This window comes from Streptomyces sp. DvalAA-14 (assembly GCF_900091855.1).
GTDB lineage: Bacteria > Actinomycetota > Actinomycetes > Streptomycetales > Streptomycetaceae > Actinacidiphila.
Window position 1 is genome coordinate 112,421 of the sequence record NZ_FMCH01000388.1, and the last position, 14,887, is coordinate 127,307.

Annotated in this window: 12 protein-coding genes, 1 tRNA gene and 1 pseudogene; 4 read left to right on the forward strand and 10 right to left on the reverse strand. The window is 69.7% G+C overall.

What is annotated here, in order from left to right; translation table 11 throughout:
* Window positions 1-265 precede the first annotated feature (265 nt).
* Window positions 266-877 carry a DUF6879 family protein gene (locus GA0115240_RS20345; RefSeq protein WP_093738248.1) on the reverse strand — a complete coding sequence of 204 codons (612 nt, stop codon included), beginning with the start codon at window positions 875-877 and terminating at the stop codon, window positions 266-268.
* On the reverse strand, window positions 870-1,139 hold the full coding sequence (locus tag GA0115240_RS20350; protein ID WP_093738250.1) for a hypothetical protein: 270 nt from the start codon (window positions 1,137-1,139) through the stop codon (window positions 870-872). The genes GA0115240_RS20345 and GA0115240_RS20350 overlap by 8 nt, the downstream gene beginning before the upstream one ends.
* 274 nt (window positions 1,140-1,413) lie before the next feature.
* Between GA0115240_RS20350 and GA0115240_RS20355 the strand changes: the two genes are divergently transcribed.
* Together GA0115240_RS20355 and GA0115240_RS20360 are read left to right on the forward strand one after the other, a co-directional pair.
* A complete protein-coding gene (locus tag GA0115240_RS20355) occupies window positions 1,414-1,827 on the forward strand; it encodes a hypothetical protein (protein WP_093738252.1) in 414 nt (137 codons plus the stop codon).
* A complete protein-coding gene (locus GA0115240_RS20360) occupies window positions 1,824-3,986 on the forward strand; it encodes a tetratricopeptide repeat protein (protein ID WP_237555046.1) in 2,163 nt (720 codons plus the stop codon). The genes GA0115240_RS20355 and GA0115240_RS20360 overlap by 4 nt, the downstream gene beginning before the upstream one ends.
* A gap of 33 nt (window positions 3,987-4,019) precedes the next feature.
* Here GA0115240_RS20360 and GA0115240_RS20365 read toward each other — a convergent pair whose 3' ends face one another.
* The 5 genes from GA0115240_RS20365 to GA0115240_RS20385 all read right to left on the reverse strand — a co-directional run bounded on the left by GA0115240_RS20365 (window position 4,020) and on the right by GA0115240_RS20385 (window position 10,460).
* The gene (locus GA0115240_RS20365) at window positions 4,020-5,750 is read right to left on the reverse strand and encodes a relaxase/mobilization nuclease domain-containing protein (protein ID WP_093738256.1); all 1,731 of its coding nucleotides are present in this window, start codon (window positions 5,748-5,750) and stop codon (window positions 4,020-4,022) included.
* Between the two features lie 6 nt (window positions 5,751-5,756).
* Window positions 5,757-6,701, reverse strand: coding sequence for a hypothetical protein (locus GA0115240_RS20370; protein WP_093738258.1), 945 nt, complete (start codon window positions 6,699-6,701; stop codon window positions 5,757-5,759).
* Window positions 6,702-7,102: 401 nt separating this feature from the next.
* Window positions 7,103-7,978, reverse strand: coding sequence for a DUF2637 domain-containing protein (locus GA0115240_RS38395; RefSeq protein WP_093738260.1), 876 nt, complete (start codon window positions 7,976-7,978; stop codon window positions 7,103-7,105).
* A 149-nt stretch (window positions 7,979-8,127) separates the two neighbouring features.
* Window positions 8,128-9,123 carry a hypothetical protein gene (locus GA0115240_RS20380; protein WP_256069901.1) on the reverse strand — a complete coding sequence of 332 codons (996 nt, stop codon included), beginning with the start codon at window positions 9,121-9,123 and terminating at the stop codon, window positions 8,128-8,130.
* 539 nt (window positions 9,124-9,662) lie between these two features.
* Window positions 9,663-10,460 carry a hypothetical protein gene (locus tag GA0115240_RS20385; RefSeq protein WP_093738264.1) on the reverse strand — a complete coding sequence of 266 codons (798 nt, stop codon included), beginning with the start codon at window positions 10,458-10,460 and terminating at the stop codon, window positions 9,663-9,665.
* A 131-nt stretch (window positions 10,461-10,591) separates the two neighbouring features.
* On the opposite strand from GA0115240_RS20385, the gene GA0115240_RS20390 reads away from it, so the two are divergent.
* Window positions 10,592-10,936 (forward strand): hypothetical protein, encoded by a 345-nt coding sequence (locus GA0115240_RS20390; protein WP_093738266.1) that lies wholly within the window; start codon window positions 10,592-10,594, stop codon window positions 10,934-10,936.
* A 168-nt stretch (window positions 10,937-11,104) separates the two neighbouring features.
* Here the strand turns inward: GA0115240_RS20390 and GA0115240_RS20395 are convergent, their stop codons facing one another.
* Both GA0115240_RS20395 and GA0115240_RS20400 read right to left on the reverse strand, forming a co-directional pair.
* Window positions 11,105-11,434 (reverse strand): hypothetical protein, encoded by a 330-nt coding sequence (locus GA0115240_RS20395; RefSeq protein ID WP_093738268.1) that lies wholly within the window; start codon window positions 11,432-11,434, stop codon window positions 11,105-11,107.
* Between the two features lie 450 nt (window positions 11,435-11,884).
* Window positions 11,885-13,726, reverse strand: coding sequence for a hypothetical protein (locus tag GA0115240_RS20400; RefSeq protein WP_237555047.1), 1,842 nt, complete (start codon window positions 13,724-13,726; stop codon window positions 11,885-11,887).
* A 252-nt stretch (window positions 13,727-13,978) separates the two neighbouring features.
* Between GA0115240_RS20400 and GA0115240_RS38400 the strand changes: the two are divergent.
* Window positions 13,979-14,374: pseudogene (locus GA0115240_RS38400) on the forward strand (LacI family DNA-binding transcriptional regulator); the annotation flags it as partial.
* Between the two features lie 390 nt (window positions 14,375-14,764).
* Here GA0115240_RS38400 and GA0115240_RS20410 read toward each other — a convergent pair.
* Window positions 14,765-14,838, reverse strand: a tRNA-Pro gene (locus tag GA0115240_RS20410).
* Window positions 14,839-14,887 lie beyond the last annotated feature (49 nt).

The window sequence follows — 14,887 nt, forward strand, 5'->3', positions numbered from 1 at the left end:
TGGCAGGGAGGAGCGTTGCGGAAGCCGAGTTCAGGCTCTGCTATGCGCTACGGCAGGCAGTACGCGCGCCGATAGTGCCGTTCGAGATGAACCTCGCCCTGCTTGTGCTGCCGCCGCGTCTGAAAATCGGTGACCAGCGTCGTCAGCGGCCAGGAGGTTCGTTACCTCACCGACTCCGTCGAGGCCTCCGCACCCTGATCACCGAAATCAAGGCGGCCAAAGCCGACCACTTGCTCTGACCAGGCCCGTCTTGCGGCCAGCACGCTCAGGGGGCGGTCGCGGGCGGCGGGAGAGGGGCGATCTCGCGGTCGAAGAAGCGGGCGTACTCCTCGCCCTGTGCGTAGAGCTCGTCGAAGCCCGCCGAGGTCTCTGCGATCAGCCCTGGGTCGGCGTAGTGGTTGGCCCCGTCCGCGTTGCCGTCGTCGTCGTACTGCACCTCGAACATCGCCACGTCGCCGAGGATCACTACCTCAGGGACAGGGCGGTGCTTCTCGATGTCCCGGATCGCCCTCGCGTCGAGCAACCGGATACGGTCTCCCACCTCGACCCGCAGACGCAGCACGTGCAGTTCCCACTGCACGTAGGGGGTCACGGGGAATTCGACTACGCGGAGACGCCGCTGCAGCACTCCGAGGCGTTCTACTTCCTCGACCTGCTGGACGTAGGCGTCGCGCCTCTCCTCGATGAGCGAGAGCGCCTTGTCCCATTGTCGGGATGCGAATGCTTCCCAGCTCGCGAAGCCGCGTTCCTTGAAATTTTGGCCCCGCTCAAGCTTGTTGAGGTGTCCGATCCCGCTCTTGAGAGTGCGGTAGTACTCCTCGTGGTAGCTCGGACGGGCGAGGCGCGTTGAGACTCCATGGGGGAAGGAATCAAACACTGGGGATGTCCGGCTTCGCCGCGATGAGCATGCTCCTGGGGATCACCACAAGGCGCTCGTCGGGCCCGATCGACACACCAGCCGGCAGCTTCGCTCCGAGAGAACTCGACAAGTCCCGCCCGATGACTGCGACATCGCCGTTGTCCAGCTCCCACATGTCGGGGCAGTCGGGGGTGTCAGAGGTGACTCCCAGTTCTTGCGGCGATTTGCCGATCCGCCGTAAGAATGTTGTCTCCGGATCTGCTTCCCACGATCTTGCCACAGCATCCTCCCTCGGCTCGGAGACCGAACGGAGCAAAGCTAGCACCGTGCGTGACCGTGGCGATCGGATTTCGCAGGGGCTTCGCAAGGAACAGGCCATCTGTACCGTGCTGCTGTGCGGATCGGAACTTACTCTTCTTATCCCGTGCAGCCCCGACGTGCTCCCCATGGGCGGAGACTTGTGAGCGGAGTCGGTGACGCGGAATCGCGGGTGTCGACGCCCGCGTGCCCTCTACGTAAAGTAGTCGTTGAGTCGCCTGGTTGGGGGGAGAGCCATGGATCCGGAGATCACTTCACTTGCTCAGGGCGGCGGAGCCACCTTGGTCACCTTGATGGCGACTGACGCCTGGCAGGCGGCCCGCGAGGGGTTCGTCCAGCTGTGGCGGCGCATGCAACCCAACAGGGCCGAGGCGATCTCTGCGGAGCTGGACGCGGGGCACGCGGAGGTAGCGGCCGCGGTGGTGGTGGATGACCAAGGGGTGCTGAGCGAGGTGCGCGCCGAATGGCAGGGCCGGTTGCGACGGTTGCTCGTCGGGCGGCCCGAGGCCGTCGCAGAGTTGCGCCGACTGCTGGACGAGATCGCCCCGCTGGCGCTGGCGGGCGTCCCTGCGGTCACGCAACGTGCAATCGCATCCGGACATGCCAGGATCTATCAGGCCGGTCGAGACCAGCACATCACCGAACAATGAGCGGCGCCATGGACGGCCGCGCCCAGAACGACGGCCGTGTGTACCAGACGACCGGTGACCAGCACGTCACCGAACACCACCACTACGCGGGCGGCGGGCCCGGTGCCGTTGGCGGACCCGACTCCGTCCGCCGCCCGGCGGTCGGCCGCACGCCCTTGGCTCTGCGCGACCGCAGCGAGGTCCTAGCGCGCTTACGTGAAGGTCTCACGTCAGGCCGAGGCGCCGAGGTGTACGTCCTGCACGGCATGGGGGGCGCCGGTAAGACCGCCCTCGCACAGGCGTTCTTCGACATCGCCACCGCCGAGTACCGCCGGGTGGGCCTCTGGGTCAATGCGGCCGACCGAGCCGCTCTACGGGCCGGCATGCTCGCTGCTGCGGCCGACCGAGGCGCCCTTGACGGCGAACTCCTGGCCGCCCACCAGGGACACCGTCCCGCAGCGGATCTCGTGTGGCACTACCTGGACCGGTCGGTTGAGCCGTGGTTTCTGGTGCTCGACAATGCCGACGACCCGGCCATCCTCCGCGACGGCAGTTGGCTGCGCGGCAGTCCGCGCGGCACGGTTCTGGTCACGACCCGCCGTGCGGCGGCCCGCTGGTGGCCTGGTGCTGAGTTGCAGCACATCGGCGTACTCCCACGTGAGGACGCTGCGCGTGTGCTGTGCGACCTCGCCCCGCACAGCGGCACTTTGGCGCAGGCAGCGGAAGTGGCTGACCGCTTGGGACGACTGCCTCTGGCGCTCACTCTTGCGGGCGGTTTTCTGGCCCATCAAGTAATCGATCCCTGGACCATGGACCTGTACGGGCGCAGGCTCGAAGACGACGAAGCGGTAGAGCTCATCGATCAGGGGGCGGATGCCTTGACCGAAGAGGATCCTCGGCATTTAGTCAGCCGAACCTGGCAGTTGACACTCGATTCGTTCGAGGAGCGTGGCCTGCCCGAGGCGGTCTCGCTGCTGAGGCTGTTAGCTCGGCTGGCACCCGAGCCGTTGCCCCTAACCGTGCTGAACGGCCCGGAAATCGCCGCGGTTCTCCCTCCGGCCCGCACCGAGACCGCGCTGGCAGCGCTGCTCGACCATTCGCTGACCCAACTGGTCGATCTCGGCGATCTGCGGTGCGCGCACAGCCACGGAGTGCTCCTCGACACTGTTGCGGCCGCAACACCTCCGAAGGACCTCGCCGTGATCAACGGGACGGCCGTCCGGTTGTTGGACGCGGCGGTACCCGCGGTACCGGCTGCCGGACCGTACGACCCCCGGCTACGGCTGCTCGCGACGCATGTCCTCGCTCTGCTGCGCAGGACCTCCGGACCATCCGACGTTGCGAACGCGTTGGCGGTCGCCACGCGCCTGGCCACGGCCCTCCACCGCACCGGGGACTACCTGTCCGCCTGGGAGACGGCCAGCGCGGCGGCTGCCCTCGCGGCGACGACGCTCGGCGATGAGCACCGGTTGGTACTCGCCGCTTACGCCAGGACCGGACGTTCGCTCTTCCGACTGGGGAGGTACGCGGAGGCGGAGCCGCTGCTCCGCCGTGTCCGTTCCGCGCAGCTGAGGCTGTTCGGGGCGGACGATCCCGACAGCCTGGACAGTGGTCAAGGGCTGCAACTCGTGCTCGGCAACCACGGCAAACGTGAGGAGGCCGTTGTGCTCCTCAGGTCGGTCGTGACCAGCCGGCAGGCAGTGTTGGGGGCCTGGCATCCTGCGACTCTGCGGTCGCGCGTCAGCCTGCTGGCGATGCTCACGGCAGGGGAGATCGCGACCGAAGCCGAGGCCGACGACACGCTCCTGGCTATACCGCAGGATTGCGCCCTGCACCTGGGCCCCGACCACGCGGTCACCTTAAGCGCGCGGCACAACCACGCCCGCGCCCTGTTCGTCCTAGGCCAACATCGTTCGGCTGATGACGAGATCCGCCAGGTGGTCGCGGACTACCAACGGGTATTGGGGCCCGACTACCCGACTGTCCTCGCGGCTCGGCAGCTGCACGCCCAGACACAGGCGGCACTTGGGCATATGGACCTCGGAGTCGAGTTGATGACCGAGGTCGTCGCCGGACGCGAGCGCAACCTGGGTGCGGACCACCACTTCACAGCGGTGAGCCGGGACCTGCTGGAGGAGCTCAGATCCGGGCGTTGGCGGCCACCACCACCGCCGGTTTGACAGTGCACCTTGTGGATACCGCGGTGGCGCCGGTCACCTCCTTCGCATCGGCGCCTGGGTCGGCAGCGGGGAACGCGGCGCGGCAGGTGGCGGCGTCCGGGGCGGTTGCTGCGGCTCCGGTGCGTAAGTCGGGGCGGCCGGGAGGTTGGCGTGGTGGCGGAGTCGCCAGAGGAGGACGTCGCTGAGGGAGTCAGCGGTGTCGAGGGCGCGTTCGTCCGCAGCCCTGTGGAGAAGGGCGGTGAGGTCGTGGCCGGCGGCCTGGGCTTCGGTGAGGGTGGCGGCGAGGGCGGGCCAGTTGGGCTCGGCTTGGATGCGGGTGGCGTCGTCGGGCAGCACGCTGTGGAGGGCGCGGGTCGCCTGGTCGCGGGCTGGGGCGGGGAGTTGCTGGCCACGTTCGCGCATGGTGGCGACGGGAGTGCCGGCGGCGGCCTGGTAGGCGGCGCGGAGGTGGGTGGCGGTCTGGCGGGAGGCTGCGGCCTGTTGGGCGTGGCCGCGAGCGGCGTGCCAGTGGGCGGCCATGACGGCGGCGGTGACGAGGATGCTGAGGAGCATCGCGGTGGCGCCCCCGTCTTCCCCCTTGCCGAGGGCCGGACCAGAGCGGACGAGGTCGCGGGCGGCCTGGCGTAGGGCCTGGTTGTGGGTGTTGCCGGCCTGGACATGGAAGCGGGTGCCGCGTTCGAAGGAGCGGGCAGCCTGCCGCAGTTCGGCGCGGGTGTTGACGGGGGAGGTCTGGGCGAGAGCGTCGAGGACTTCGCCGACGCCCCCGAGTTGATCGGCAGTGGCCGCGTCGCCGCCGCCATCGACGCCGTCGCGGTTGCCGAGGGCCCGGAGGGCATGGGCCGTGGCGGCGGTGCCGATGCGGCGGGCGCGGGCGGGTCCGGTGCGCGGGGAGGCTTCGGCGGGGTCGTCGGGGGAGAAGGTGCTGGGCGCGAGGCGCTTGCGGATGCGGGGGAGGGAGAGGTCGGGGGCCAGTTCGGAGCCGGAGAACCAGATGGGCTGCTGGTCGCGGTTGCGGTCGCCGGGCAGCGCGACGCTGAAGCCGGTCAAGTCCCCCGAGGGGGCGAGCCGCTTGTTGATCCGGATGCCTTGCTCGGTGAGGCGGCGGAAGAACTCTTCTTCGGCGGACGCACCCGCCAGGACGCGGCGGACATCGTCGCGGAGCTGGTCGCGGGCGGGGCGTTCGAGGCCGCGGCGTTCGGCCTTCCGGCGCTCCGCGCTGGTGGCGCGTTTCGCCGCCGTGCCGTCCCCCGGTTGGAGTTCGCGCAGCCCGAGGTCCTTCTCGATGGCGCGAGCCTCGGCCTGGACGGCCCTCTTGTCGAAGTTCCGGCGGACGGTGTGGCCGTCCTCGCGGACGAGGGTGGCAGCGATGTGGATGTGGTCGGGCGCGTGGCGTACGGCGACCCAACGGCTGGCTTTGGCGTCGCCCTCGGGCACGATGCCGGCGGCGGCGACGATACGGCGGGCGATGCCGGCGGCCCACTCGTCGTCGGTCAGCTGACGATCGTCGAGGGCTGCGCGTACGGAGCAGTGCCAGATGGTCGTCTTGGGGCGCTGCGTGCGAGGCAGCGACGTGACCGGCAGGTCAAGTTGACGGGCGAGCTTCGCGAGGGCCTCGCGGCTGGCGTGCGGGCCGGGGTCGGGGGCGAAGTCGTTCCAGGACGCGACCATGTGCTGGTCGGTGTGCTCGTTGGCCTTGCCGGGGCCGTACAGGTACGCGATCAGGCCGTACGTGCCGCCGGAGCCCTCGGTGATCTTGGGGATCAACGACCCTTACCTCCGGACGATTTCGGAGGCGGCGGTGTCCACGCCGTCCAGGGCGTCACGAACCAGCTCCAGGGTGCGATGGGTCTGGTCGTGGAGGGAGTCGCCGGGGCGGAGGCGGGCCAGGACCTGGTTGAGGTTGTTGCCGACGGCGGCGAGTTGGCGGTTGGACTCCATGAGTTCTTCGAGTTGGCGGCGGGTGTCGGCGATGGCCGCCCTGGGGTCCGTGGTGCGTGCCGCGAGGAGCGCGGTTGCGGCCGCGTATCCGCCGGGTTTGAGGCGGCAGGCGGCGGCTGCGGTGGTGAGGTCGGCCCATTCGCCGTCGCTGAAGCAGGGGTGCGTGCGGTTTCGGCGTGGTTCGTTCATCCGCCGGCGGTGCTGGTGGGCGATTTCGGCGGCCGGGGGCGGGCCGGCCGAAGGGGAGCGGGACGGCGGTACCGGTTCGGGGTGGGGGATGGCGAGGACGGCGGCGTCAACATGCTTTACGGCACGCGTGATGCGTTCCAGGGAAGAGCTGGCCGGTTCGGGATTCGGCATGCCGCCGGAATTGAGGTAGCGGGCAAGCTGGTTGAGTCGGCTGCCGGTAGCGGCGAGTGCGCGGTTGGCCTCCATGAGACCTTCGAGGCGACGGCGTTCCTCGTCGATGCTGGTACGTCGATCGGCTCGTGAGTAGGCGACGGTCGCGGCGGCGGTGAAGCCGCCGGGTGTGAGGTGGCAGTCGCTGGCGGCTGCGGTGATCTCGGTCCATTCGTCGTCGCTGAAGCAGGGGTTGACGCGGTGGGTGCGCGGTATGGCAAGGCGGCGTCGGTGGTGCGTGATGGCGTCGGCAACGGTGATCGGGGCGCCGGTTACCTCGGCGACGGTGGTGGTGATCGCGGTGGTGCATACGTCGGCTGCTGCGGTGACGAGGGGGCTCGGTGCTGCGGTGGCGCGGTCGTACGTCCCCCTCGGCACCCCCGGGCCGTAAGCCGCCGAAGTCGACCGCCCCCTGGCGGCGGCTTCGGCCCGGCCCGCCACCCCTGGGGCGGACCGAACCCCGGGATGACTCATCCCCGGACAACTTGCTCCGCCAGGTGCCGTCTTTCCGAACGTTCGCCTCCACGGGCCCTTCAGCTCAGGGGCCTTGGTGGTCTCGTGCGTCTTGTGCGCAGCGCTGTCGGGGGATTCGTCGGCGCGGTTTAGGTCCGGGGTCACGGCGCTCTCCGTTCAGGACATGGCGGATCTCGGGCTGCGGGTGGGGACCCCTCCCGTGTAGCAGGGATGCGATGGTCCGGCCGAAGCGCGGTTTGGAGGGACCGCCCTTCTGAGATAGGGCGGCCCCCGGAGACGCGGTGGTGCCGTCGGTTCAGGCCGGCTCAGTCGGTGGGTGGCCCGGGCTTCGTGGACCGGCTCTGCGACAGGCGGGTGAGGGCTTGGGTGATGCGGTCGTTTCCGGCGGACAGTCCGGCGGCCTGGATCGCCTCGCGGGCGGCGGTGCGGCTCACTTGGCCGGCATCGGGGTGGGCGGCGGCGATGATGGCGGCCAGGTCGTCGATGGTTGCGTCGGCTCGCCGACCCGGCCGGCCGGTACCGGTTCGTGCGCGCGAACGGGTCCGGTCGGTACCGCTGGTGGCCGTTTTGCGGCCGGGGATTCCGGCGGCAGGGGTCTCCGTCGTTGGCTGCTGGCGTATCTCCGTGTGGGATGCAGCCGATTCGGCGGCCGGAATCACCTCTGCAGCGGCCGGATTCGGGCTCGGCGTTCCGGCCGCCACCGATTCCGGCGAGTGGGACTGGGCGTGGCGGGTGACCAGGATGTGGAGGTGGGTGGCGCCGCCGAGGGCCATCGGGGCGATTGTGGACAGCACCGCGACGGTGTGGTTGCCGAGGACCAGGACGTGGGTGCCCGGAGTGTTCAGGCGCATGGAGTCCAGGGAGTTGGCCCACAGGCTGGCGGCGGTCGCGGCGGCGAAGGGGGTCCAGGCGTAGAGGCGGGCGCTAAGCGGGGCGTCGCGCAGGAGGAGGATCGCGCGGATGCCGTACGCGATGAAGCCGTCGATGACGACCGGGAAGAGGTAGCTGAGCTCGGGGCGGACGTGGGTGGCCAGGGCGATCTGGCGCAGGGAGTCGAAGGAAAGCACGCAGCCGCAGGCGCCTAGCAGAAGGATCGCGAGGCGGTCGTACGGGAGCGAGCGGCGCCGTGGCCGGTTGGCTATTCGGTCGGCGTGCGTGGGCGGCGGGATGGGCGTGGGCATGCAGAACTCCAGGCAGGGCGGGGGTGATGCACGGCGCGGGTCGGCGCAGGCCGGGGCGTCACCCGGTTCGGGGGAGAAGGGCGCGCGTCAGGGCAGGGACGGCGCGAGGGCGGCTGTGAGCCGCGAGAAGTGCGTGTCCGCGGTGGGCGTCAGGCTCTTGCGGCGGCCAGTGCGGAGGGCCGGGGGCCGTGGAGGGCAGCGCGGACCAGGGCTCGGCCACGGGTGGCCGTGCGGGCGCGTTCGTCGAGGGCTTCGGGCGGGGTGGCGTCCAAGCCCGCGCAGGTGCGGCAGATGCCTTCGTGCGCGATCGGCCGTGCGCAGGCGGCGCACTCGTGCTCGCGTTGCTTCGCCGATGCGGTGACCGGTTCGGGCGCCGGGGGCAACTTGCGGGTGAGGCGGTCGTGGAGGAGGGCCGGTGCGCTGTGGACGTGTTCGGGCAGGCCGCTGAGTAGGGCCTGGGAAAGGTCGCGTGCACCGTGGCCGCGCTCCAGCCAGCGGGTCACCAGCGGCGCGAGCGCGATGGCCTCCGCCGTACCGAGGCGCAGGCGCGGCTCCGCCGCCGTCACGCGGTGCAGCAGGGCCGCAGCCTCGCCCACGCCCGCGTCCGGCGGTCCGGCGGGGGTGGCTTCGGCGCCGTGGGCTTTCTGCCGCCCTCCCGCGCCTGAGCCAGACTCGGCGTCGGGCGACGTCCGTTGCGCGGGGAGGGAGGGTTCTTTCCCACGGTCCTTTAGTGGGTGGGCGTCACGGGCGCCGTCAGCCGATCGACCGGAGCCCGGAAGTACGGTATTCGGCCCCACCTGCGGAGTGTCGTACACGTGGGTCTCGCTCACGAATGTGCCGTCCGCGCGGCGTACCCGCTCGACGCGGTAGTAGCCGAACGCGGCCAGCTCGCGTAGGGCCTTCGCCACGGAGTGACGGCCCTGGGGGCTGGTGTCGGCCATCCGCCGGCCGTCCTCGCGCCAGCCGTCGGGCCGGGAGAGGAGGTCGGCCAGCAGGCCGCGGGCGGTGTAGGACAGCCGCCGGTCTTGCAGCAGCGTGTTGGGCAGGACCGTGAAGCCGCGCGCATGGCGGCTACGATGAATCTGCATCGGGAGGTAGAGCTCCTTGTGCCGGACCCCGGAGCGTTGGCGCGCTGCCGGGGTCACCCTATTGAGTTGCTTGGTGACAGAACGTACCACGCAAGTCGACCAAGATCGACTGGTCTTGGGCGCCTTGTTGTTCGGCGGAACGTTCCTTCCGTCAGTGATGAGGGAAGCCCGGACGGATGCGGTTCGGCTGGTACGGCACGTGCTCGGATCCACGTCCACGGTTCCCTCCCTTCGGTGGTGGGGCCGGTTGGATGGCCTTGGGGCTGCGCCGGGACAGTACATGCTTTTTCCGGACTGGCCTCTGGGGGCGCCTGCGATGCTGTTGGCACCTGGGAGTGCCCCGCCAGGCGAAGATCATCCAGAGCCGAGTGGGCCACTGCTGCCTGGCCCCAGCAGCGGCCGCTTTATCCGTCGGCTGAACGCTCGATGGGGACCCCGGCAACCGCGACGGCTCCGACAATCCCGAGGGGAGGTACGGAAGGGCGTGCCTCTGGACCGTCGACAGGACACCTGCTTCAACTGCTCGGGTAGCGACCGCTCGGCCTCCCCCCACCGGGAGCCCTGTCCTCCTGCGCGATCGCGACCGCGTTGAAAGATCAGAGCGCGAGGACAGGCCGGGTGGAAAAGTCCTCGCAGAGGTCTTCGCCTTCCGGCCCGTACACAAATTCGGCCATGGCGGGGTTGCGGTTGGCTGTGGCCAGGGGCAGCCAGGAGAGTAGGGCGCCGTAGCCGCCGCATGCGGACTCTCCGCCATCCCCGCCATGCACCGCGTTGACGTCGCTTGTCAGTTCTGTGCGATAGGTCTCGTAGGCGATGCGCAAGCCCAAGGCGTTCAGCTGATGCTGCGGGCCGGCGTGGTCGTCGTAGGGGATGCGGTCGAGAGGGCAGTCGTTGCCCCATCGGAACAGGGTCTGCGCGCCGGCTCCGCAGGCGTACTCCCACTCGTCTGAGCTCGGCATGCGCAGACCGCGAGCCGCGAGGACGGCCGGCATGTCGGTGGGCACCTCGGTCAGGTTCTCGTCCTCCACGGCCATGAGCACGGTGGGCAAGGTGACAATCCGGCGTGGGCTGAGCAGTTGTGCGAGGTGGGTACGCAGGTCGGGACCGTGGCCGAAGCCCGCCTCCAGGCTTTCCGCGTAGTCGGCGATCTGCTCGGACGTCGGCTCCCAGGTGGCGACGTCGAATCCAAGCGCCACCGTACCGGCGGGTATCAGGGCGAATTGCTGCGCATTCCGCTCGACTCGGACGCGGTGCAGCGGAGCACCGAGGTGCTCGACGATTTCGACTTCGGCTACCTGGCCACCCACCAAGTCCGCGGCCTCCTCGGCGATCCGGCTGGCGGTCGGCAGGTCGAAGGACCGCCACTGGTCAAGGGTGAGGTTGGCGAGAGTCACGTGCCGCAGTGTTCCACCGGGTCTGACACTGCTGGATCCAGGGTTGCGCGGTGGAGGGGGCTGCTGAGGGCGGCGGGAGTTCCGGCGACGTTCGGCATGTCCGGCGGATCTGCCGTCGTAGGCTGCGCCGCATGCACAGCACCTTGACGGAGCATGCCCGGTGTCTTTACGGAGACGAGTACCGACCGACTCCGAAGTGTGACCGAGAACATCGCGATCACTTCTTCATCGAGGAGCTGACCTTCGCTGATGCGGACACGATCCTTGCGATGCTGCACGAGCTGTCGCCTCATGCGGTCGACGGTCTTCTCCCGGTATGGGTCCGAAACCTGGCCTACCGGCTCGTGCTTCTTCAGCGACCCGACGAGCCGGCTCTCCTACGGGAGGCTGCTGAGAATCTGTGGCTGCATGGTCCGGACTGGGACGACGTTGCGGCAGAGCTCACGCAACGGGCTGACGTTCTGGAAGCGGGCTGATCCGCGAATCGGAGAGCTGCGGCCGGAACCACAAACGGATCGACGCCAAGGCGGAAGTACCGTGGAAGCCGGAGGCGCGCCTGTCGTAGCGCGTTGCGATGGCCCTGCACCCGACGGGCGCTCCGCGCTGCCTCATAGACTGCCCGGCCGCTGCCCAGTCGGATGCGGTCAGCCCATGCCCTCGTCCTGGATGAGCCAGCGCCCGTGCTGCCGGACCAGGATGTAGCTCCAGTCGTGGTGTCCGGGAGGCATGGAGGGGTCTTCGGTCCACCAGTGCTGGTGCAGGTCGAAGGTCACCGGGACCTGCACTTCGCTGCCCTCGGTGATCGGCGCGGATACCGTCAGGGCCTTCATGCCGGAGGTGTCGGCCAGCCAGGACCCCGTCACGGCACGGTGGCTCGAGGTCGACAAGGCCCGTGCGGTGGCGACGTCATGGGCGTCCAGCGCTCGCATGTACGCCCGGACGACACCACCGGGCTCGGCAGCCGCCGACGGCATGGGCACGTCGTATCTCGGTGTGTTCCACCACCACCAACCCCCGCCCGCCACCGCCGCGACGGCTGCTACCCCCAGCGCCACGGCCTTCCACGATCTCCGCACGCCCATCCCTTTCCCCCGGTGAATCCCGAAAAGGCGACGGCAGTCGTACCAAGCCGCACACCAACCCCCTACCGGGGGACGTCAAATCTCCCCGACCGGTTCTCCGGACGAGGTGCCGACGCCGGAGAGGCAGCCTGCCGAATCTTGCGGGCCGCCTCTCGCCGTACAGCCCGGCCGCCGAGCTCGGGGGATTCAACGCGGCCAGGCGGTGCTGGATATTCAGAGGGGTGTCGCGGCCGCCTCCTATGGCTGGATGTGCCAACTGGGCTGAAGCGATGGCGAGGGTCCGACCGTGTGATCGGGATCCCTCGCCTTCCTCGGCTGCCGCCGACGGCCGGTGGAGCCTGGTCAGGGGATTTCTCCCGAGCTTCCAGGTTCGGGCCAGGGGAACCCGAGTGCCGCGGCATGCTGGCGGCTACCGCCTCTGACCGGCGCGTACGACTTCGGGTCGTGCTCGGCGAGCTGGCGTAGCGCCGTATCGGCCCGTATCTCGGGGGGTGTTCCGTCGTCGGGGAGGCTCCAGATGAACTGCAGCCAAGGGCCGTCCTTGTCCCTGTGGCCGGCGGCGAGGCCCGGCCAGTAGGTGAAGGAGACGACGGTGGTGTCCGGGTCGTGGAAATCGGTGCCGATCCAGCCGACTTTGGCGTCCCACCGGGTCAGGAGGTCAGGCCGGTCGCGTAGACCCGCGGCTATCAGCCGGGCGGTATTCCGGGACGGCCACGCCCACGACCGGTCGTGCTCGGCTCGCTTCACTTCGGCGTCGTAGTCGGCTGCGTCGAAGCGGTACTGGGGGAGTTCTGCCGGGATTCGTCGTGAGGGCGACGTCGGCGGCCGACGCCAGTCGCGCCACACGACCTGGCCCCCCTCCCGACAGATGGTGACGTAGAGCGCGCCGCAGCAGCCCTCAGTGCAGTACGCCTCGGCGAGCTGCACCTCCCGGGGCTCGGCTGCGGCCCGGAGCCGTCCGCTGTCGAGAAGGTCTTCCGGGGAGTTGGCCGGGCCCCGCCCGAATGCTTCGGGTACCAAGGGCCGACCATCGATCAGCAGCCGAGTCTCGACGGTGCCCGGATCTGCGGGGTCGCGCACGGTGACTTCAACGCGGAACCGGGAAGCTTTCGCGTGGTCGAAAGGCCGCCGTGCCGTGCGCCGTATCCATTGGAACCGGCGGCGTTCGGCAGGCTCTGCGGGCTCGCTCGCCGCGACAGCGGCCCAGTCCGACGTGCCCAGGAGAGTTTCCAGAGCCTGCAGAAGTGCTTCCCGCTGGCCCGGCTGCCAGTCGAGGAGAACGCTGGGGCCACTGTGCAGATCCAGGGCGAGAGACAGCAAGGTGGCGTAGCGGTCCAGCGTCGGGGACATCTGGGAGGCACGGGCAATGAGGGCGTCGTAGGAGGTTGTGGCCTCCTGGTAGTTGAGGATTTCAGGTTGGTAGTCGCGCGCTCCCGTCATCAGCGAGAGGAGGCGCCCGGCCTGGGCCAGGACTTGGGCGTCGACGTACTTCTCGCGGAGGATGTCGGCGAGCCGAACGGCCTCGGCGATCCGGCGGGCGGTTGAAGGGTCCACTGACCTGGCGGCGAGAGGGGCCGTCGTGAGCCAGTTGCGTGCCTTTTCGTCGTCGCGCGCGGCGATGGCGTCGATCAGGTGGCGCAGCGCCCGGTCCTCGGCGTAGGCAGCCAGCCAGACCAGGGCCGCGGTCGGGCAGTTGAGGGCGGTGAGCGCCTTGACCACGGGGCGGGCGAAGCCGCGCAGAAGGCCGAGGATCTTGAGGTAGGGCACGTCCTCCGCCTCACCGAGGCGGGTCAGGAGAGCGATGCCCACGCTCACAGTGAGCGTATTGGTGCCGGTGCGCGTCAGATGGCGGCCGAGGGAACGGGCCACCGCCGGGTCTTCCAAGGGCAAGCCGACCACCGCTGCGTGGATGTGCCGGTCCCCGACCCCCAGTGCGTGGAGGCGACGATGGATCTCCTCGCTTGCGCGGACCGTCGCCGGGTCGGACAGTAGGGGGGCGAGAACCTCGCACACGCCCGCTTGCGCTTCGCGCCAACCGAGACTTCCGTGTCGTTGTGGCGGCTCGGGCAGGGGATAGCCGCCGTGCGGCAGTCGGCCGTCTGGCTCCGCCAAGTGCAGGCGCAGCGCGTATTCGTACAGGGAGGGCCGAGGGGCGGGCACAGCACCGCCTACCTGGGCGCTCATCGGGTGGTGTGGAGCTCGATTCCGTAGGTCATGGTGGGGATCCTGCCACTGCTGCTCCGCCGTTGACCAGGGGAATTCTGGCCCCTGTACGGGCTGGCTCGATGCCCGTGCGGGGATCTGCGGTCCCGCAACCGCGGGCCGGAGAAGGTCATCACCGACGCGCTCGGCATCCTGCTGGTCGCCGAACGCGCCGCGTTGCTGTCCGGCCGGGACGACGAGCTCGTCGCCTGCGTGCTCAAGGGCTACATCGGCATGCGCTGGGGTGAAGTTGTCAGGCTGGAGAGACAGTTCGTCCAGCCTGAGTCCGTCCGCGTCGAGTGGCAGCTGTATGAGCTAGACGGCGGCGAACTGCACCGCTGCCCGCCCAAGGATGATTCCTACCGCACCGTCGACACCCCGGAGTTCCTCTCCGGACTGCTGGCCCGGCACCTAGCCGGCAGGCGGGCGGAGCCGTGCGGGTGCCACGATCTTCGGTACGTCTTCAGCGGCTACAGCGCGGCGAACGGCGCGCCCAGCCGGACGGACGCCAAGCTGGTCGACGTCGCCCGCAAGGCCGGCGTCTCGGCCGGGACGGTCTCCAACGTCCTCAATCGGCCCGAAACCGTATCTGAGGACAAGCGGGCCAGGGTCGAAGTGGCGACCGCCGAGCTCGGGTACGTCCGCGGTGCGGCCTCAGGCCAGTTGGCCGAGCACTGGCGGCGCAGCGGGTTCGCGACCTATCTCTTCTATCCGGCGACCACCGGCTGCTACCCGAAGCGGGCCCCGTCCGAGGCGCACCCGGTGCCGCTGCGGGCCTCATGGACGAGCTCACCGATCAGTGGGAGGCGGGCCTCGAAGTCCGCCGCGAAATGGCCCCCGGCTCCCCGGTCACGGCCCTGCCCGGGCTCCTCCGACAGGGCCCCGGACCAGGCGAAACAGCGGCCGACAGAGCAGCGACCGGGAGACCCCGACCAAGATCTTCTCCCAAGGCCGCCCCGGAATGCCGTGAGGGGCGGTCTCCCTGATCGGAAGACCGCCCCTCACCTGCAGTTTCACCAGTCGGGGTGGCGGGATTTGAACCCACGGCCTCTTCGTCCCGAACGAAGCGCGCTACCAAGCTGCGCCACACCCCGGTGCAACGGGTTTTACTTTAGCGGAACCGGGGCCGGAGGCGAAATCCGG

Coding starts and splice junctions, on each gene's coding strand:
- GA0115240_RS20355 (WP_093738252.1), top strand. CDS start 1,414: ATGGATCCGGAGATCACTTCACTTGCTCAGGGCGGCGGAGCCACCTTG.
- GA0115240_RS20360 (WP_237555046.1), top strand. CDS start 1,824: ATGAGCGGCGCCATGGACGGCCGCGCCCAGAACGACGGCCGTGTGTAC.
- GA0115240_RS38395 (WP_093738260.1), bottom strand. CDS start 7,978: ATGCCCACGCCCATCCCGCCGCCCACGCACGCCGACCGAATAGCCAAC.
- GA0115240_RS20390 (WP_093738266.1), top strand. CDS start 10,592: ATGCACAGCACCTTGACGGAGCATGCCCGGTGTCTTTACGGAGACGAG.
- GA0115240_RS20395 (WP_093738268.1), bottom strand. CDS start 11,434: ATGCCGTCGGCGGCTGCCGAGCCCGGTGGTGTCGTCCGGGCGTACATG.
- GA0115240_RS20400 (WP_237555047.1), bottom strand. CDS start 13,726: ATGAGCGCCCAGGTAGGCGGTGCTGTGCCCGCCCCTCGGCCCTCCCTG.